We start from the raw sequence: 18,677 nt of genomic DNA, 5'->3' as shown, positions 1-18,677 counted from the left end.
TTTCCAATCCCTATTCCAGTTGCATGCGGACGCCCTTGGCGCCGTTGAGCAGGCGCTTGAGGTGGAAGCCGGCCAGCGCATCGTCGGCGTGCATGCCGACCAGCGCGGCGAAGGCCGGCATGGCCGCGACGTCGCCGGCTTCAAGCTTGGCGAAGGCTTCGGAGTACTGCGTCGTCAGAGGTGTTTCGAATCTTGCCGGCGGCAGCGGCTCGAAGGCGCGCAGCGGCTCGCTGCGGCCGCGCAGCATGAGGTCGCCCACGGGCCGGCCCCGAAAATTCGAGGCTCCCTTGGCGATGGTGGCGCTGACGCAGATGCGCGTGCCCAGATACTTGTTGGCGGCTTCCAGCCGCGCCGCCGTGTTGATGGTATCGCCATAGGCGGTGTAATCGAAGAATCGGCTCCCGCCGAAATTACCGACCAGCGCGGGCCCGGCATGGACGCCGATGCGCGTCGTGCCGAAATTGACGCCCTTGTCCTTCCAGCGCAGGCGAAAGTCTTCGGCCCATTTATCGAGATCGTGGGCGCAGGCGACCGCACGCGTTGCGAAATCTGGCTGATCGCCGGGCGCGTTGAACAGCACCTGGATGGCATCGCCGATGATCTTTGCAACCGTGCCCTCGTGCTCGAACACGATGTCGGTCATGCCGCCCACATAGGCGTTGAGGAGCTCGCCCAGCGTCTCCGGCGCCGCGCTCTCGACCAGGGTCGTGAAGCCGGTAATGTCGGTGAAAATGGTCGCGACGTCGCGCCATTGCACCTCCATGCCGTCGCTCTCGCCGCTTGCCGCGGCCAGGCGCTTGGCGATCTCGGGCGAGAAGTAGCGCGACAGCGAGGCATGGGCGCGTTCGGCCTCCGCCTGCCGTCGCCGCGCCTCGCGCAGCGTCTCGACGTGGCGGATGGTCTTCTGGATCGTGGTCTCCAGATCGGCGAAGTCGATCGGCTTGGTGAGGAAGTCGAAGGCGCCGCGGTTCATCGCGGTGCGGATGTTGCTCATGTCGCCATAGGCCGAGACGATGATCGTCGACTTCTTGTCCTCGGTCTCCTGGAGCTTCTGGAGCAGCGACAATCCGTCCATCCGCGGCATGTTGATGTCTGATACCACCAGGTCGACATGCGGATGCAGCTCGATCAATTGCAGCGCCTCGACGCCATCATGGGCAAACAAGAAGCTGACGAGTCCCTCGCGAATCTGCCCGCGAAACTTCTGGAGGACCAGCGCCTCCAGATCGGGCTCATCATCGACAACGAGAATCGTGGATGTCATGCTGCTTGCTCGAGCCTTGTGTCGATCTCCTGCCGCAGCAGCGCAAAATCGATCGGCTTGGTCAGAAGCCCGACCGCGCCGCGCTCGATCGCCTTCCGCCGTGTTTCCGCATCGCCGTAGGCCGTGATCATGATCACGGGCACATCCGGGCGTTCTGCGCGCACTTTCGGCAACATGTCGAGCCCGCTCATGCCGGGCATATTGATGTCGGAGAGGATCAGGATCAGCGAGGGATCGCGCACTTCGACGGCGCGTTCGATCGCCACCGGCGCGGACGGGGCAAACTCCATCTGGAAACGGCCCGCGCGCAGGTCGCGCCGGAACTGCTGACGAAACAGCGCCTCAACGTCGGGCTCGTCGTCGACGACAAGGATGTAGACGTTCAATTCCTGCCTCCGGTATTGCCTTCTGCCAGCATGCGCGGCAGCGTAATGATGAATTCAGTGAAAGCGCCCGGCTCTGTATTTACGTCGACCGTGCCGCCATGCTGTTTCACCACGATGTCGTGACTCATGGACAGGCCGAGCCCGGTTCCCTCGCCGGCCGGCTTGGTGGTGAAGAAGGGATTGAACATTTTCTCCTTCACCTCGGGCGGGATGCCGGTGCCGTTGTCGCGGATCCTGATTTCGACCCTGTTGCCGAGGTTCCTGGTTGAGGCGCTCAGCGTCGGCTCGAAAGCGCCGCCCTCGCTCTCCTTGCGCTTGGTCGCGGCATAGAAGCCGTTCGAGATCAGGTTGAGGAAGACGCGGGTGATCTCCTGCGGATAGATGTCGAGCATGCCGGCGGCCGGATCGAGGTCGCGCTTGAGCGTGATGTTGAAGCCCGGCTTTTCGGCGCGCGCGCCGTGATAGGCAAGATTGAGACTCTCCTCAACGAGCGTGTTGATGTCCGCCGCCCGCCGCTCGCCCGAGCCTTCGCGCGAATGCAAGAGCATGTTCTTGACGATGGAATCGGCGCGCTTGCCGTGCTGTACCACCTTTTCAAGATTGCCCTTGAGCATGTGGGTGAGCTCGGCGACCTCCTCCTTGGTCTTGTCGTTAAGGCCTACCGATTGCAGGACCTCGTTGAGTTCGTCGATCAACTCCGTCGATACCGAGGAGAAGTTGTTGACGAAGTTGAGTGGGTTCTTGATCTCGTGCGCGATGCCGGCGGTAAGCTGCCCCAGCGACGCCAGCTTCTCGGTCTGGATCAGGCGGTCCTGCGCAGTGCGCAGCTCGTCGAGGGATTGGGAGAGCTCCTTGGTGCGCTCCTGGACCTGCTCGAACAGGCGCACATTCTCGATCGCAATGACCGCCTGGTCGGCGAAGGTCTGGACGAGGTCCATCTGGCGCTGGCTGAAGGGGCCCGGATCAGGCCGTCCCAGCAAAAGCACACCTTCAACCGCCTTGTCGCGCATCAGCGGCACGGCGAGCACGGCACGATAGAGGCCGATCACAGGCGCCTGTCCGAAATTATATTCGGAGTCCTCGCGAATGTCGGGAACGTGAACCGGCTTGCCGTCCATGAAGACGCGGCCGGTGATGGTCTCACGTCCCGGCCTGATCGGGTGAGCCTCCATGAAATCGATGAAGGCTTGCGTGCAGCCCGACTCGGCCTTGAGCCGCATCACCTCGCCATCGCGCAGGCAGATGATGCCGAGCGAGGCGCCGCACAGCGCCTGCGCTGATTCCGTCAGCGTCGTCAGCACGGATTTCAGATCGAACGCGGAACGGCTGATCACCTTGAGCACGTCGGCGGTCGCAGTCTGCTGCTGTAGGGATTCGCTCAGTTCCGCCGTGCGCTGCTCGACCTTGTTCTCGAGGTCCGCATAGGATTCCTGCAGCCGCGCGCCCATGTCGTTGAACTGGTTGGCGAGCCCTTCCAGCTCATCGCCGGTCTTGATCGAGATGCGCTGCGAGAAGTCGCCGCCGCCAATGCGCTCGGCGCCGGTGCGCAGTGCCTGGATCGGGCCGACCATGCGCCGCGCCAGGAAAATCCCTGCGAGCACTGCGAAGATGGATGCTGCGAGCAGCACGATGGCGAGACGTTGCAGGGAGGCATAGAGCGAGGCATAGGCTTCCTCGACCGGAAGCTCCACGAACATGGTCCAGCCCAGCGGCGCGATCGGCGCAGACGCCGTCAGCACCTTCTGTCCCTGGATATTCGTCGCCTCCTGCAACGAGTCAGGCATGGTCCCGCCGCCGGCCTGCGCGGCGCGCACCTGCTCGAGCCTGGACATGTCGGTGTTGCGCAACACCAGGCTGATGTCGGGATGCGCGATCAGCCGGCCCTGCGAGCCCACCACATAGGCATGCCCGTGCTCGCCGACCTTGATCTGCGAGACGACGTCCCAGATCAGCTTGAGATTGACTTCCGCGATGCTGACGCCGGCGTCCTTGCGCGTGCCGGCCAGCGCCAGCGTCATGTACGGCTCGGACTCCCGCCGGAAATAGACAGGCCCGTAATAGACCTTGTGCGCAACGGCCTCGGTGAATTTCGCATCCTTGGAGAGATCGATCCCGCTGTCGACGACGTCCATCGCCAGGCGCGAGACGCGCAAGCGCTCCTTGCCAGTCGAATCGACCTGGGCGAGCTCGGTGATGGCCGGAACCTGGCGCAGAAGCCGCAGCGCATCGAAGCGGCGCTGCTCGATCGAGCCGGCCGACCACGGCAGTTGCGTGGTCCAGCCAAGCTGGCTCTCGATCTCCTTGACGAACTGGCCGATCTTGGCGGCGGCCGCCTCGGCCTGCTCGCGCTGAACGCGGATCAGCGCGGCCTTGTGCTCACGATAATAGAAGAACACCTCGAAGAGCCCGTTGGCGAGCAGCGCAACGGCCACCACGGCCACGAACAGCCCGACATACTTGGTGAACAGCCGGGTCCGGATCCCGGGCCGCGGGCCCTCGCCGGACGCGGCATCGCTTGCCCCTGCGCTACCAGGCAGCGACCGGCCCTGCGGTGTGTCGGGATGGAGGGAAATACTCATTCCGCCGAATCTAGCAAGAAGGCCCGGACTTGTCTCTTGCCGCAGTGCACAACGCTACTCGATGACCTCGTCGGCGAGCGCCAGCAGGGTGGGTGGAATCTCGAGTCCAGTCGCTTTGGCCGTCTTCAGGTTGAGCGCGAGGGGATAGCGGGTCGGCTGCTCGAATGGCAGATCGCCGGGATTCGCTCCGCTGAAAATGCGGGCGACCAGTGCTGCTGCCCGCTCGAAACATTCCGACACGTCCGGTCCGTAGGACATCAGCCCGCCGTCGCGGGCGAAGTCATCATTTTCGTAGATTGCTGGCAGCTTCCGGACGGCGGCAAACTCGAACACCCGCTTGCGGTTGAGAATGGTGAGCGCATCCGCCACCATCAGGATGCCATCCGGCAAATCGCCTGACATCACCGAGAAGGCCTCGTCGAAATCGTCGGGCTCGCGGACGCCGAGCGCCTGCACGGTCAGCCCGAGCGCCTGGGCGGCCTTCGCCGATGCCTGGTAGCGCGTGGTCATGCCGAGGTCGTCCTTGTTCCAGAGCATGGCGACCTTGGTCAGCTTCGGCGACATCTCCTTCAACAACGCCAGCCGCTTGGCACTGAGCGTCGCCGCGACGTCCGAAATGCCGGTGATGTTGCCACCGGGATGAGCGAGGCTTTCGATGAGCCGGGTCTCGACGGGATCGCCGATGCCACTTGCCGCAACAGTAGGTACGCCCGCCGCCTTTGCGGCCATGGCCGTCGGGTAGCCTATGATGACAATGGCATCGACGCTCCTGGATTTCAGATCCGCGATCAGCGAGGGGAGCTTGGCGACATCGCCTGCCGCGCCGCGAGGCTCAAGACTGAGATTCTGACCGAGGCTGAAGCCACGCTCGCCGAGCACCTTGATCAGGATCTTGCCGCCCGGACTCGTCTCCGCAATGGGCACGATCGGTGTCAGCGTGCCGAGACGGTAGGTCTTGCCGCCCTGTGCCACGACCGAGCCCGAACAAAGCAGCGAAACGCAGCCAAGCCCTCCCAGGAATTCGCGCCGCCTCATCATGTCTTCCCTGCTCTGGCGCAACAGCGCACCGCGCAAGTCTAGCATGGGACAAGAAAAAAGCGGCAATGGCGATGGCCATTGCCGCTTTGCATCTTCGATCGATCGGCCTCAGGTCGGCCGCAGCGCGCTGGAGCCGACATCCAGCGCCTCGATCTGCTTGTTCCGTTCGGATTCGGTCTTGGCGCGGTGGTCGGTCGCGAGCACCACATAGACCGCCGGCAGCACGAACAGCGTGAACAGCGTGCCGATCGACATGCCCACCACGACCACGAGGCCGATCGAGAACCGGCTGGCCGCGCCGGCGCCCGTCGCGGTCAGCAGCGGGATCAGGCCGGTGACCATCGCAGCTGTCGTCATCAGGATCGGCCGCAGACGGATGCGGGCCGCCATTTCGATCGCCGAGCGGCGGTCGAGCCGTTCGTTGATCTGGAGCTCGTTGGCGAACTCCACCATCAGGATGCCGTGCTTGGTGATCAGGCCAATCAGCGTCAGCAATCCGACCTTCGTGTAGATGTTCATGGTCGCCACGCCAAAATAGAGCGGGATCAGGGCGCCGACGATCGCCATCGGCACCGAGATCATGATGACCAGCGGGTCACGCAAGCTCTCGAACTGCGCCGCCAGCACCAGGAAGATGATAATCAGCGCAAATCCCATCGTAATGAGAAGCTGATTGCCCTCCTGCACGTACTGTCGGCTTTCGGAGAGATAGTCGTGACTAAAGCCTTGCGGCAGCTTCTTGGCCTCGCCTTCGAGGAAGTCGACCGCTTGTCCCATGGTCACGCCCGGCATCGGCACGGCCGAGAAGGTCGCCGAGTTGAGCTGATTGTAGTGGGACAGCGAGTTCGGATCGGTCGAGGTCTCGATCGACACCACCGTCGACAGCGGAAGCTGCTGACCGGTGTTCGTCGTCACGTAGTAGCCGCCGAGCAACTCAGGCGAGAGCCGCTGGCCGCGTGGCACCTGCGGGATCACCTGGTAGGAGCGTCCCTCGAGATTGAAGCGGTTGATGTAGTTGCCACCCAAGAGCACCGCCAGCGCGCTGCCGACGTTCTGCATGTTGATGCCGAGGTCCTGCGCCTTGGTGCGATCGATCTTCACCTTCACCGTCGGCTGGTTGAAGTTGAGATCGCTGTCGGAGACGATGAACATGCCGCTCTTGCGCGCGGCGTCCTTCAGCTTCTCCATCTGCTCATAGACGGTCTGGAAACCGGCGGTCGAGTTGATCACCATCTGCACCGGCAGACCGCCCGGCCCGCCCGGCAGCGGCGGCAGGTTGAAGGCGAACGCCTGCACGCCCTCGATCTTGGAGAGCTCAGCCTGCACCAGCGGCTTCAGCTTGATCGACGAGCGTTTGCGCTCGTCCCAGGGCTTTAGCAGCATACCGGCGATGCCGTTCTGCGGGCCGTTGATGCCATTCAGCACGAAGCGCAGGTCGGTCTCGGGGAAGCTTTGGAACTTCTTGTCGAGCTTCTCGCCATAGAAATCGAGATAGTCGATGTTGGCGTATTTCGGCGCCTTGGTCACCGCGAACACGATGCCCTGATCTTCCTCGGGTGCAAGCTCAGCCGAGGTATGGAACCACAGGAATCCGACCAATCCCAGAATGGTCATCGCACAGAGGAACGTGACTGGACGATAGTCGAGCGAGCGGTCGAGCTTGCGGCCGTACCAGCGCGTCACCGCGCCGAACACCTTGTTCACGAGTTTGCCGAAGCGCCCTTCGTCGGCACTCTTCAGGAGCACCGAGCACATCATCGGCGACAGTGTCAGCGCGATGACGCCGGACACGATCACCGAGCCTGCAAGCGTGAAGGCGAATTCGCGGAACAGCGAACCGGTCAGGCCGCCGAGGAAGCCGATCGGAGCATACACCGCGGCCAGCGTAATCGTCATCGATATGACGGGCCCGACGATCTCGCGCGCGCCTTGCAGCGCAGACTGCACCGGCGTCTTGCCCTCCTCCAGATGGCGGTGGATGTTCTCCACCACCACGATGGCGTCGTCGACGACGAGACCGATGGCGAGCACCATCGCGAGCAGCGTCAGCAGGTTGAAGGTGAAACCCATCGCGAGCATCAGGGTGCAGACACCGATCATCGAGAGCGGGATCGTGACGACCGGAATGATCACCGATCGGAACGAGGCCAGGAACAGGAAGATCACCACGATGACGATGATCACGGCCTCGCCAAGCGTCTTCTCGACCTCGTCGATCGAGGACTGGATGAACTTGGTCGAGTCGTAGGCGACCTTCATCTTCATCGACGGCGGCAGATTGCGCTCCAGTTCGGGGAACAGCGCGCGCACGCCCTTCACCAGCGTGAGCGGGTTGCCCTGCGGCGTCGCGTTCACGCCGATGAAGATGGCATGATCGCCGTTGAAGGCGACGCTCGCATCGGTGCTTTGGGCGGCAAGCTCGACGGTCGCGATGTCCTCCATCCGAACGAAGCCGCCGTCCTTGGCCTTGACGATCAATTTCTTGAATTGATTGACGTCGGTGAGGCCCGTGTTGGTATTGATATTGGAGACGATGAGATAGCCCTTGGTCTGGCCGGCCGCCGACTGGAAGTTGTTGGCGGTGATCGCGGCCGCGACATCGGCCGGCGACACATTGCGGCCGGCCATCTTCACGGGATCAAGCCACAGCCGCATCGCAAAGGTCTGGCCGCCCAGGATGTCGGCCGACGCGACGCCGTCGACGGTCGACAGCACCGGCTGCACCACACGCGTCAGGTAGTCCGAGATCGCCGAGCCCGAGAGCTCCTCCGAGGAGAAGCCGATATACATCACCGCCGTGGTCTGGCCCGTCGTCTTGGTGACGATCGGATCGTTCGATTCCTTCGGGATCAGATATTTGACCGAATTCACCTTGGCGAGCACCTCGGTGAGCGCCTGGTTCGGATCGAAGTTCAGCTTGATGTAGACCTGGATCGTGCTCGTGCCCTGCACGGACGATGACGTGATGTAGTCGACGCCCTCGGCGGACGCGACCGCCTGCTCGATCGGCGTCGTGATGAAGCCCTGGATCAGGTCCGCGGACGCGCCGGGATAAGAGGTCGTGACGTTCACGACCGTGTTCGACAGTTTGGGATATTGCCGGATCGGCAGCACCATCGCCGCACGTAGGCCGATCAGGAGGATCAGCAGGCTGACGACGACCGACAGGACCGGTCGCTTGATGAAGATATCGGTAAAGGCCATCGCGGCGATCTCGAATTCGTTTTGCTTGAGTGGCGTGATCCGGCGTCAGGCCGGATCACGCGAGCGCGTTGTCAGTAGCGCGGCGGCTGCGCCGGAATGGCCGGCGCCGGATCGGGCGAAATCGCCACGGCTGCGCCCGATTGCAGCTTGAGCTGGCCGAGGGCGACGACCTTGTCACCCGGCTTCAGGCCCTTGAGGATCTCGGCGCGGCCTTCGACCCGATTGCCGGTCTGCACGAAAGTGCGCACGGCATTCAGGCTGGTCTTGCCGTCCTCTCCCTGCTTCTCCGTGATGACGAACACCGAGTCGCCATAGAGCGTGTAGTCGACCGCCGTCTCCGGAACGGTGATCACCGGAGGCTTGTCCGGCAGCACCACCGTCGTGGTCACGAACATGCCGGGCTTCAGGATCTTGTCCGGATTCGCGATCGTCGCCTGCACGCGGATGTTGCGGGTGTCGCTCGCGATCTGCGGCTCGATGGTGGTGATCTTGCCCTCGAAGACGCGGCCCGGATAGGCATCGACCTTCAGCCGCACGGTCTGGCCGACCTTCAGATTGCCTGAGTCCTTCTCCGTCACCGTGAAATTGGCCCACAGCACCGACAGATCCGTCAGCGACACGATGGCCGTGCCCGCGGTGAGATACTGGCCGACTTCGACCTTGCGCACGCCGAGATCGCCGGAGAACGGCGCCCGCACCAGCTTCTGCGAGATCAGCGCCTCCGTCTTGGCGATGCCTGCCATCGCCTGATCGTAGGAAGCCTGCGCCTGGTCGACGGTCGCCTGCGGACCGAACTGGCGTGAGGCGAGCTGCTTGGCGCGGTCGAGGGAGAGCTGCGCCACCGTTGCCTGCGCCTTGAAGTTGGCAAGGTCACCCTGCTCTGGCGCGTCGAAGAGCTGCACCAGCGGCGTGCCTTCCTCGACATGCGCGCCCGGCTCGAACTTGATCTCGGTGACACGGCCGTTGACGTCGGCGGTGACGTTGACCTGATGCACGGCGGCGAGCTCGCCGACCGCGGTCAACAGGTTCGGCACCACCTCGGACTTCGCCTCGGCCGCGCTGACGCTCACCGGCGGCGGCTTGTTGTTGGCGAAGAACTGCTTGATCATCTGGCCACGGAAAGAATTGAACCAGACCAGCCCGCCGACGAGTGCGCCGAGCAGCAAACCGACAATGATGAACCAGCGCACCGGCTTCACCGGGCGCTTGGGCGCCTTGTCGATCGGTTCGCCCGATATTTTGTGTTCAGCCACGATGTTCATGTCATGCACTTTCTGCAATCGCCGCCTCGCCGGCACCCGGCGCCAAAACGTGGCCCAGATGCGAAGCAATTGCGGCGTCGTTAAGTCCGATACCTCTCAGGAGAAACTCACAGAGCTGCCGCCCCAGATCGCCCGCTTTGCCGTAGGCGAGGCAAGGCGTGGCCGGCAGCCTGGTCAGCGCAGCCGTCATCACCGAATGGTGCGCGAACCAGAACAGGTTGAGCGGATCCGTTGCGCAGGGCCTTGCGTCGCCCGCCGCCACCGCGCGCTCCAGCGAGGCGACGAAAACGGCTCCGATCAGATTCTCGATCTTGGCATATAGCAGGCGCGCGAATTCGCCATCATCCAGATGGCTAGTAACCATCAGCCGCAGGCGCTGCGCCTCCTCCTGATCCGGGCTGTCTGCGATCTGCATGAAGTGCTCGACCATGCTCCGGATCAGCTCGACCAGGGTGGCTGTTGACGGCTCCCGCTCAAGAAGCTCCATCAGTGCCGGATCAGCCTCGCACTCGTCGCTGAGGATCTCGGCGTACAGCGCGGCCTTGGACGGGAAATGCTTGAACAGCAGCGCTTCAGAAATGGCAGCGGCGGCCGCCACGCTCTTGGTCGTGGTGCCGGTATACCCGTGACGGGCAAAGCAACGTTTCGCGGCACCGAGGATGAGTTGCCTCCTCAGGTCGCTCGTCATACGCAGTGAGCTCATGTTAGTGAGTAAGCACTCACCCACGCAAAAGTCAAGTAGAGTGCTGCGATGCAACCTCGATGAGGTGACAAAGCTCAGCGCGCCCCGACGATAGCAAACCCCCGGGCGCGGAGGCCGCGCCGGTCCGCGTTCAGCGAGCGCAGCAGACGATCCCGCGTATCGCGCACATGGGCAGAAGCCTCTCGTGCGGCCTCCTCTGACTGCCCGCTGCGGATATAGCCGAGGATTCGGCGGTGCTCGCTCCAGGCCTGCTCGCGTGACGACTCGGTCCAGACCTCGAGCCAGCGGGCTCGCGAGAGCCTGATCATCACCCCGTCGATCGCGGCGACGAGAAACTTGTTGCCGCTGAGCCGGGCAATTTCGACATGGAAGTCGGTACCGATCTTGTGCCACTCCTCGCGTGGCACGTCAGAACGGCAGGCATTGAGCATTTCTTCGATGCCATCGAGATCCGCCGACGCCGCTCGCGCGCAGGCAAGCCGCACCGCGGTCACCTCGAGCGGCTCACGAAATTCGGCCAGGGCTTCGATTTCGCCGAGATCGATCGGGGCCACGGCCCAATTCCGCCCCTCCCGCTGCACCAGGCCCTCGCCCTCCAACCGCGCCAGCGCGGCGCGAATGGGCGTGCGCGAGCTCTGGAAGCGACCTTCCAGCCAGCGCTCGGTCAGACGCTCGCCGGGCCCGAGGTCCAGCGAGAGAATCATTTCCCTGAGCTGATCGTGGATCAGCAGCATCTGCGACACGCCGAAATCTCCAGCCTTCCGCGCGCGTCATACCGCTCGCAATTGTGAACAATGGTATCCCTTTTTGGTATCCCATTCAACTTCATTTTGGTATCCCAAAACGGTATTCCAGGGAAAGAAGGTGAGGAATGACGACGACCACGGATGACGAAGAGATGCCGGATGCGGTCAGCACCGCCCGCCCGGTGTCCGCCGCTCACAACCTCGTCGGCGTCGGCCTGGCGGCGGTCGCGGCGATCGCGTTTTCGCTGCGTGCGATCTTCGTCAAGCTTGCCTATGAGGACATGAGCGATCCGGTGACGCTGCTGGCGCTGCGGATGATCTTCTCATTGCCGTTCCTGGCCGCGGCGCTGGCGCTTCATCACCGTTCCTCGGCAGCTCCCGCCCCGCTCACAAGATGCGACGCGATGGCCCTCGCGGCGCTTGGTTTCATCGGCTACTACCTGTCGAGCTTTCTCGACATGTTTGGACTGCAATTCGTGGCCGCCGGGATCGGCCGCCTGCTGCTGTTCCTGTATCCGACGATCGTGGTGATCATTTCCGCGCTGGTCCTGGGCAAGCGGATTTCGCAGCGCGAAGTCGTTGCGCTGCTCATCACCTATGCGGGCGTCGCGCTCGTACTCTCCGCCCAGTTCGACAAGCCGAACGCAAACTTCTGGCTGGGTGCTCTCCTGGTGATGCTCAGCGCGGTCACCTTCTCGATCTATCTCGTCGGCAGTGGCGAAGTCGTTGCCAGGCTCGGATCGATCCGTTTCACGGCCTATGCGACCGCCGCGGCCAGCGTCTATTGCATCGTGCAGTTCCTGCTGCTGCGGCCGCTCGGCGCGCTCGTGCTGCCCATTCGCGTCTACGAGCTCGCGCTTGCCATGGCGGTGTTCTCAACCGTGATGCCCCTGTTCATGATGGCGGAGGCACTGCGTCGTATCGGCGCGAGCCGCGTCGCGATGATCAGCGCGCTGGGACCGGCCGCAACCGTCATCTCAGGCTATGTCGGCCTCGACGAACGGATGACATGGATGCAGACGATCGGTGGTGTCCTGATCGTGTCGGGCGTGCTCATCGTCGCCGCTCACGTCCGCAAGCTGGACGGGAAGTGACCGAGCTAGATCGGCGGGAACCCGAGGTCGCCGCGCAGCCGGTTGACGATGTAGGTGCCGTCGCGGGTGGGCAGGATGCGGGCCAGCTCGGCGCTGTCGATCTTCACGTTGGCAAAGCGGGGGCCGCCCCTGACGTCATGGACGGACGCGGCGAAGCTCTCGACCTCCGCCATGGTGGAGATCGCCCGGCTATCCCCGATGCCGCAGGCCCTGGCGACGCCGACGAGGTCGGCGGCGGCCGAGGTATGACTGGTCTGGCCGCCGGTCTCGCCGTAGCGCTCATTGTCCAGCACCACGATCGAGAGGTTGGCGGGCTTCTGCAGGCCGATGGTGGCAAGGCTGCCCATCCCCATCAGCATCTCGCCGTCGCCGGTGATGACAAGCACCGGCAGTTCTGGCTGGGCCAGCGCCAGCCCCAGGCCGATCATCGCGGCGCCGCCCATGCCGCCCCAGAGATAGAAATTGCGCGCGTGGTCACCGGCGGCAGTGATGTCGTTGGTCGAGGCGCCCAAGCCACCGATCGCGACCACATCCCTGCGGTTCGCAAGCAGCGCGGCGACGACCTGACGGCGATCGAGGAGATTGGTCTTGCTCATTTGGTGAAAACCTTGGCGCCGATCAGGCGCTGCGACAGGAGGACGGCGGTCGGCGTCAACGCGTTGTAGGCCTGCGCTGCGGCGGCCTCCAACACGGCCGGCACTTCGGCGGCATGCGATGCACGCAGGACCTGGACGCCGGAGAGTTCGAAGACGCCTTGGGTGGTCGATCCCATCGGCACTTGCCAGGGATTGAACTCGCCCCCTTCGCCGCGCATCGTCACCAGCGTGAGGAACGGAAAGCGCAGGATCGGGATCAGCGACAGCATGTTGATGCAGTTGCCGACCCCGCTCGACTGCATCAGCAGCACGCCGCGCTGCCCGCCGGTCCAGGCGCCCGCCAGCAGCGCCACGCCCTCCTCCTCGGTCGTGAGCGGAATGCCGCGCATGCTAGATGACGCGAGCACGCGCTTGATGAGTTGGGAGTGACCGGCATCGGGCACATAAGGCACCTGCCGGACCTCGAAGCGCTCCAGGACCGCGAAGATCTCGTCGGGCCATGACGGCGGGGCATCAGCATCAGTGCGCGCGTGCATTTTGGTGTCCAGTCGGCTAGCAAGTCGGAAGAAGTCTAGACGGACGCATGCGTCGTTCGAAGAACAATAACGGCATATCGGCTTTAACCGGTGAGTATAGCGGGATGAACGCACACGCGAGAGAGCTGGCGGCGAGCTTCGACCTGGAGCGGCTGACGCCCGAGTTCTACGACAACCCCTACCCGACTTATCGTGCACTGCGGGAGAACGAGCCGGTCAAGCGCCTGCCGAACGGCACGGTGTTCCTGACGCGCTATGACGATCTCGTCACCACCTACAAGAACACGAGATCGTTCAGCTCGGACAAGAAGAAGGAGTTCACGCCGAAATACGGCGCCTCCCTGCTCTACGAGCACCACACCACGAGCCTCGTGTTCAACGATCCGCCCGCGCACACCCGCGTGCGGCGCCTGATCATGGGCGCGCTGTCGCCGCGCGCGATCGCCAGCATGGAGGGCGACCTCATCGCGCTGGTTGACCGGCTGCTCGATGCGATCGCTGCCAAAGGCGACTGCGAGTTAATCGGCGATTACGCCGCCACCATTCCCATCGAAGTGATCGGCAACCTGCTCGACGTCCCCCATGACGAGCGCGAGCCGCTGCGCGGCTGGTCGCTGGCGATCTTGGGCGCGCTCGAGCCAGTCGTCTCGCCGGAGGCTTTTGCGCGCGGCAATCAAGCGGTGAAGGATTTCCTTAGCTATCTCCAGACGCTCGTCGCGCGCCGCCGGCAAAAGCCCGGCAATCCCGAGCGCGACGTGCTGACTCGCCTGATCCAAGGAGAAGGCAGCGGTGAGGACAACGGCGAGCGGCTGACCGAGACCGAGCTGCTGCACAATTGCATCTTCCTGCTCAATGCCGGCCACGAGACCACCACCAATCTGATCGGCAATGGCCTCGTGGCACTCGATCGCCATCCGGACCAGAAGCAGCGGCTGATCCAGAACCCCGACCTGATCAAGACGGCGGTCGAGGAGATGCTGCGCTATGAGAGCTCGAACCAGCTCGGCAACCGCATGACCACTGAAGCGGTCGAGCTCGGCGGCGTGATGCTGGAGGCCGGCACCTCGATCACGCTGTGCATTGGCGCCGCGAACCGCGATCCCGTGCAATTTCCTGATCCTGAGATCTTCGACATCGCGCGCACGCCGAACCGGCATCTCGCTTTCGCCACCGGCGCGCATCAATGTGCCGGCATGGCGCTGGCGCGGCTGGAAGGCGCGATCGCGATTTCGCGCTTCCTGGCGCAATTCCCGAACTATGCCTTGAGCGGGAAGCCCGTGCGCGGTGGCCGCGTCCGGTTCCGCGGCTTCCTCAACGTGCCGTGCTCCATCGGCTGACGCGTGGCGAGGATTCCATGAGTATCAAGAGCTTGCGCGACCGCTGGGCCGATCCCCTCCTGACGGCGCTGACGGGCCTCCTCGTCGTCATGATGTTCGTCATTGCGCCGCTGCAGGCACTCGGGATCTTCGCCTTCCAGGTGTCCGAGCTCGTGCTCGCCCTGCTGCTCGTTTGCGGCATCTTCATCATCTCGGGGAGTCCGATCGCGGTCGGCGCGATGCTGATCGCACTCGTCATGATCGTCACCGGCGCCGTCCTGCGATTCCACTCGCCCTCGCTGCTCGACCTCAACCTCTTTGCCGGCTCATGGTTCATCCTCGGCGTCACGATGGCGTGGGCGGTGGCACGCGCGACCTTTGCACCTGGGCGCATCAATTTTCATCGCGTCATCGGCGCCGTCCTGCTCTACTTCACGGTCGCCGTGATCTTCGCAGCCCTTTTCACGTTCGTCGGGTCGCTCGTGCCGGAAGCCTTTTCCGGCATGAAGGTAGAGGATAGTCCGGCGCTGGCAAGCCAGGTGATCTATTTCAGCTTCGCAACCATGACGACGACCGGCTATGGCGACGTTGCACCCGTGCATCCCGTCGTTCGCAGCCTCTGCAATCTCGAAGCCATATTCGGACAGCTCTATCCGGCCACCCTGCTGGCGAGGCTGGTGACGCTGGAGCTCGAGCACCGCGACAAGGAGTGAGTTTGAACGTGTCACGCATTTTCGGCTAGAATGGACAAGGCAGACCAGCTGGAGTGACGAAGGATGAGTAGTCCGCCAGTCGCTGATTTCATCGCGAGAGAGGCGCGTTTCGGCGCCCGCAATTACGAGCCGCTCGGCGTTGTCCTGTCGCGCGGCGAAGGCGTCTTCGTATGGGACACCCAGGGCAACCGCTATCTGGATTGCCTCTCCGCCTATTCGGCTCTCAACCAGGGCCACTGTCACCCCAAGATTCTGGCCGCCATGGTCGAGCAGGCGAGCCGACTGACCCTAACCTCGCGTGCATTCCACAACGATCAGCTCGCCCCGTTCTACGAGGAGATTGCGGAACTGACGGGCTCCCACAAGGTGCTGCCGATGAACAGCGGGGCCGAGGCGGTGGAGAGCGCGATCAAGTCGGTGCGCAAATGGGGCTATGAGGTGAAGGGCGTGCCGGACGGACAAGCCGAGATCATCGTCTGCGCCAACAACTTCCACGGACGCACTCTTGGTGTGGTCGGCTTCTCGACGGATCCGGCAACGCGCGGGCACTTCGGACCGTTCGCGCCGGGCTTCAGGATCATTCCGTTCGGCGATGCCGCAGCCCTCGAGGAGGCGATCACGCCGAACACCGTCGCCTTCCTGGTCGAACCGATCCAGGGCGAAGCGGGCGTCATCATTCCACCGGCCGGCTATTTCACAGGGGTCCGCGAGCTCTGCACGACGCATGAGGTGATGCTCATCCTTGACGAGATCCAGACCGGACTCGGCCGCACCGGCAAGCTGCTCGCGGAACAGCACGAAGGCATCGAGGCGGACGTGACGCTGCTCGGCAAAGCCTTGTCGGGCGGCTTCTACCCCGTCTCGGCCGTGCTTTCGAACAACGAAGTCCTCGGCACGCTGAAGCCTGGCCAGCACGGCTCGACGTTCGGCGGCAATCCGCTCGCCTGTGCTGTGGCGCGGGCAGCGCTCCGCGTGCTCGTCGAGGAAGGAATGATCGAGAATGCCGCGGTGCAGGGTGAACGCTTCCTGGAAGGCCTCAGTAGCATCCGCGCCAACACCGTCCGCGACGTGCGCGGACGCGGGCTGATGCTGGCGGTCGAACTACATCCAGAGGCCGGCCCCGCGCGCCGCTACTGTGAGGCTCTGCAGGTTGAAGGCATCCTCGCCAAGGATACCCATGAGCACACGATCCGCATCGCCCCGCCACTGGTGATCACCAGCGATCAGGTCGACTGGGCGCTGGAACGGTTCGCCACCACCCTCACGCGGGATTTCTCCTGAGGCTGCCTGCGTCGGAAGACCGCAAGACCGGCGGCAGTCAAGAACGAACGATATCGCCGCCAGCGCGTTGAACGATTGCGGGCGATGGGGACGAGCGTGGAGTTGCGATCATGCTTCCGCGTGGCACTTGCCTTTCGGCATTTTTGGTTGGTGTCTCGATGATCGTGGCGAGCGTGGGAGCGTCCGCCCAGAACCCCCATGGAAGGAGTGGACCACCGGCAGCGGCGCCGCATCCAGCCGCACCACCTGCTATAGCCCGCCCGGCGGCGCCGCCAGCCATGGCACGCCCCGCTGCACCCGCGTTCCATCCACCGGCCATGCCACAGCGCCCCGCGATGGCGCCGCACCCTGCGCCTCACTTCGCCTCGCCGCCACCGCGTCCGGCCCCACACTTCGCTGCGCCGCCGCCGCGAGCGGCCCCGCATGTGGCGGCCCCCCGGCCTGAATTCCATCACCCGCAAGCAGCGCCACAACGTCCGGCCATGGCCCCGCGGCCGACGCCGCATATCGCCGCCCCCTCTCGCCCAAGCGCGCCACCCGCCGTGAGCGCGCGGCCGTCGCGACAGGAGCAGGTGCAACAGCGCGCGCAACAGCACCAGCAGCAGATCCAGCAGCGCCAGCAAATGGTACAGCAACGGCAGCGCGACGCGCTGTCGCGCCAGAGCACGGAACGTCAAACCCGCATCGATCGGCTGCAACAGCGCGTGCAACAATTGCAGTCGCAGAAGCCGGAAGGCCTGCGAGCGCAACGTGCACAGGAGCGGACGCTGCAAACACAGAACCGCCTGCTGCAGCGCGAGCAGAGCATGCAGCAGCGCGATCAGGCGCGCCTGCAGCGGTTGGGGCCTGCGCAAGCCGCAGTCGGGCGAGCCGCCGCCATGCAGGCCGCCGAGCGCGGGCGATTTGCGGAACGTTTCCGCGAGCAGGCCAGTCCGCTGAGCCAGGCGGCGCTCATGACCCGCCAGAGCGGCTGGGCTCCCCGCGAGGCTTGGCAGCACCGCCATCCTGCGGTCTTCGTGGCGTGGCTGGGGCCAGTGTTCTGGCCTTACGCCTATTCCGACATTTTCGACTACACGTTCTGGTCCTACGGGTACGACCCCGGCTACTGGGCCTATGCCTACGACGACTTCGTCGACACCGTGTTCTGGGGCGGGGATGGCGCCTATTCAGCCTATGCCAGCACCAACCCCTATGACTATCCGCAAACCGGTGGCGGCTACCGCGCGAGGCGGGGCTCGAGCGCAAGCCAGCAGGCGCTACGGCAACTATGTGACGCTCCGGACAAGGGCGTGACGGCCTGGCCGTTCGAGTCGATCACGCAGGCGGTCCGGCCGACGCCCGAACAGCGCGGCTTGCTCGACGACTTGAAGGCCGCGGCGGCACAGGCTGCCGATGCATTCAAGCAGTCCTGCAACGATTCCTATGCGCTGACGCCACCCGGCCGCTTGCGCGCAATGACGAACCGCGTCAGCGCCACGCTCGAGGCGGTGAAGATCGTTCGGCCGGCGCTCGAGAAGTTCTATGGCTCGCTCAGCGACGAGCAGCAGGCACGCTTCAATGCGCTCGGCCCCAATATCGGCGAGCCTTCGCAACAGCAGCCCCAGCAGCAGCAGGCGAATGCTCAGGGCGAGAGCTGCGGCGATCCGAAATCAAGCCTGACGGAGCTGCCGATCGAACGGATCGATGCAGTGGTACAGCCGGCCGGCAAGCAGAAGGAAGCGCTCGACCGCCTGAGCGACGCGACCAAGCAGGCTGTTAAAGGACTGCAAGCTGTCTGCCCGGATCAAGTGCCGCTGACGCCGATTGGGCGATTGGAAGCTATGCAGCACCGACTCGAAGCCATGCTGGAGGCGGCCAATTGGGTGCAGCCGGTGCTGGACGAGTTCTACGCGACGCTCAGCAGCGAGCAGAAGGCGCGCTTCAACACGATGCCCCGGACGGCAAGCCAGTGATTGCCAC

At 64.1% G+C, this 18,677-nt stretch carries 15 protein-coding genes; 5 read left to right on the top strand and 10 right to left on the bottom strand.

Translation table 11 applies throughout. The features are described 5' to 3' along the window. Positions 1-10 precede the first annotated feature (10 nt). From Q2941_RS15850 to Q2941_RS15815, 8 genes are all read right to left on the bottom strand, one after another. Complete coding sequence (locus Q2941_RS15850) at positions 11-1,264, bottom strand: adenylate/guanylate cyclase domain-containing protein (protein ID WP_458193051.1); 1,254 nt, start codon at positions 1,262-1,264, stop codon at positions 11-13. Further along, positions 1,261-1,650, bottom strand: coding sequence for a response regulator (locus Q2941_RS15845; RefSeq protein ID WP_027525497.1), 390 nt, complete (start codon positions 1,648-1,650; stop codon positions 1,261-1,263). The genes Q2941_RS15850 and Q2941_RS15845 overlap by 4 nt, the downstream gene beginning before the upstream one ends. After that, positions 1,647-4,229, bottom strand: coding sequence for an ATP-binding protein (locus Q2941_RS15840; RefSeq protein WP_458193050.1), 2,583 nt, complete (start codon positions 4,227-4,229; stop codon positions 1,647-1,649). The genes Q2941_RS15845 and Q2941_RS15840 overlap by 4 nt, the downstream gene beginning before the upstream one ends. A gap of 54 nt (positions 4,230-4,283) precedes the next feature. Next, positions 4,284-5,264, bottom strand: a complete 981-nt coding sequence (locus Q2941_RS15835; RefSeq protein WP_198031843.1) for an ABC transporter substrate-binding protein — start codon at positions 5,262-5,264, stop codon at positions 4,284-4,286. Between the two features lie 111 nt (positions 5,265-5,375). Beyond that, a complete protein-coding gene (locus Q2941_RS15830) occupies positions 5,376-8,471 on the bottom strand; it encodes a MexW/MexI family multidrug efflux RND transporter permease subunit (protein WP_027525500.1) in 3,096 nt (1,031 codons plus the stop codon). 71 nt (positions 8,472-8,542) lie between these two features. Further along, positions 8,543-9,733 carry an efflux RND transporter periplasmic adaptor subunit gene (locus tag Q2941_RS15825; RefSeq protein ID WP_027525501.1) on the bottom strand — a complete coding sequence of 397 codons (1,191 nt, stop codon included), beginning with the start codon at positions 9,731-9,733 and terminating at the stop codon, positions 8,543-8,545. A gap of 1 nt (position 9,734) precedes the next feature. Continuing rightward, on the bottom strand, positions 9,735-10,436 hold the full coding sequence (locus tag Q2941_RS15820; RefSeq protein ID WP_027525502.1) for a TetR/AcrR family transcriptional regulator: 702 nt from the start codon (positions 10,434-10,436) through the stop codon (positions 9,735-9,737). A gap of 74 nt (positions 10,437-10,510) precedes the next feature. Beyond that, positions 10,511-11,179 (bottom strand): GntR family transcriptional regulator, encoded by a 669-nt coding sequence (locus tag Q2941_RS15815; RefSeq protein ID WP_027525503.1) that lies wholly within the window; start codon positions 11,177-11,179, stop codon positions 10,511-10,513. Positions 11,180-11,307: 128 nt separating this feature from the next. Between Q2941_RS15815 and Q2941_RS15810 the strand changes: the two genes are divergently transcribed. Further along, positions 11,308-12,276: a DMT family transporter gene (locus Q2941_RS15810; RefSeq protein WP_458193049.1), complete on the top strand. Its 969-nt coding sequence runs from the start codon at positions 11,308-11,310 to the stop codon at positions 12,274-12,276. A gap of 5 nt (positions 12,277-12,281) precedes the next feature. Here the strand turns inward: Q2941_RS15810 and Q2941_RS15805 are convergent, their stop codons facing one another. Together Q2941_RS15805 and Q2941_RS15800 are read right to left on the bottom strand one after the other, a co-directional pair. Then, positions 12,282-12,872, bottom strand: coding sequence for a thiamine pyrophosphate-dependent enzyme (locus Q2941_RS15805; protein WP_027525505.1), 591 nt, complete (start codon positions 12,870-12,872; stop codon positions 12,282-12,284). Beyond that, positions 12,869-13,408 carry a phosphonopyruvate decarboxylase gene (locus tag Q2941_RS15800; RefSeq protein WP_458193048.1) on the bottom strand — a complete coding sequence of 180 codons (540 nt, stop codon included), beginning with the start codon at positions 13,406-13,408 and terminating at the stop codon, positions 12,869-12,871. Before Q2941_RS15800 ends, Q2941_RS15805 begins: the two co-directional genes overlap by 4 nt. Positions 13,409-13,512: 104 nt before the next feature. Between Q2941_RS15800 and Q2941_RS15795 the strand changes: the two genes are divergently transcribed. The 4 genes from Q2941_RS15795 (at position 13,513) to Q2941_RS15780 (ending at position 18,670) form a co-directional block, all read left to right on the top strand. After that, positions 13,513-14,745, top strand: coding sequence for a cytochrome P450 (locus Q2941_RS15795; protein ID WP_458193047.1), 1,233 nt, complete (start codon positions 13,513-13,515; stop codon positions 14,743-14,745). A 17-nt stretch (positions 14,746-14,762) separates the two neighbouring features. Beyond that, positions 14,763-15,437: a potassium channel family protein gene (locus Q2941_RS15790; protein ID WP_254107042.1), complete on the top strand. Its 675-nt coding sequence runs from the start codon at positions 14,763-14,765 to the stop codon at positions 15,435-15,437. 63 nt (positions 15,438-15,500) lie between these two features. Further along, positions 15,501-16,718, top strand: a complete 1,218-nt coding sequence (gene rocD / locus Q2941_RS15785; protein WP_458193046.1) for an ornithine--oxo-acid transaminase — start codon at positions 15,501-15,503, stop codon at positions 16,716-16,718. Positions 16,719-17,260: 542 nt separating this feature from the next. Further along, positions 17,261-18,670 carry a Spy/CpxP family protein refolding chaperone gene (locus Q2941_RS15780; RefSeq protein WP_458193045.1) on the top strand — a complete coding sequence of 470 codons (1,410 nt, stop codon included), beginning with the start codon at positions 17,261-17,263 and terminating at the stop codon, positions 18,668-18,670. Positions 18,671-18,677 lie beyond the last annotated feature (7 nt).

The organism is Bradyrhizobium sp. UFLA05-153 (genome assembly GCF_054185185.1).
Note: the sequence above shows the minus strand (reverse complement) of the source record. Positions and strands in the feature narration are given on the sequence as shown.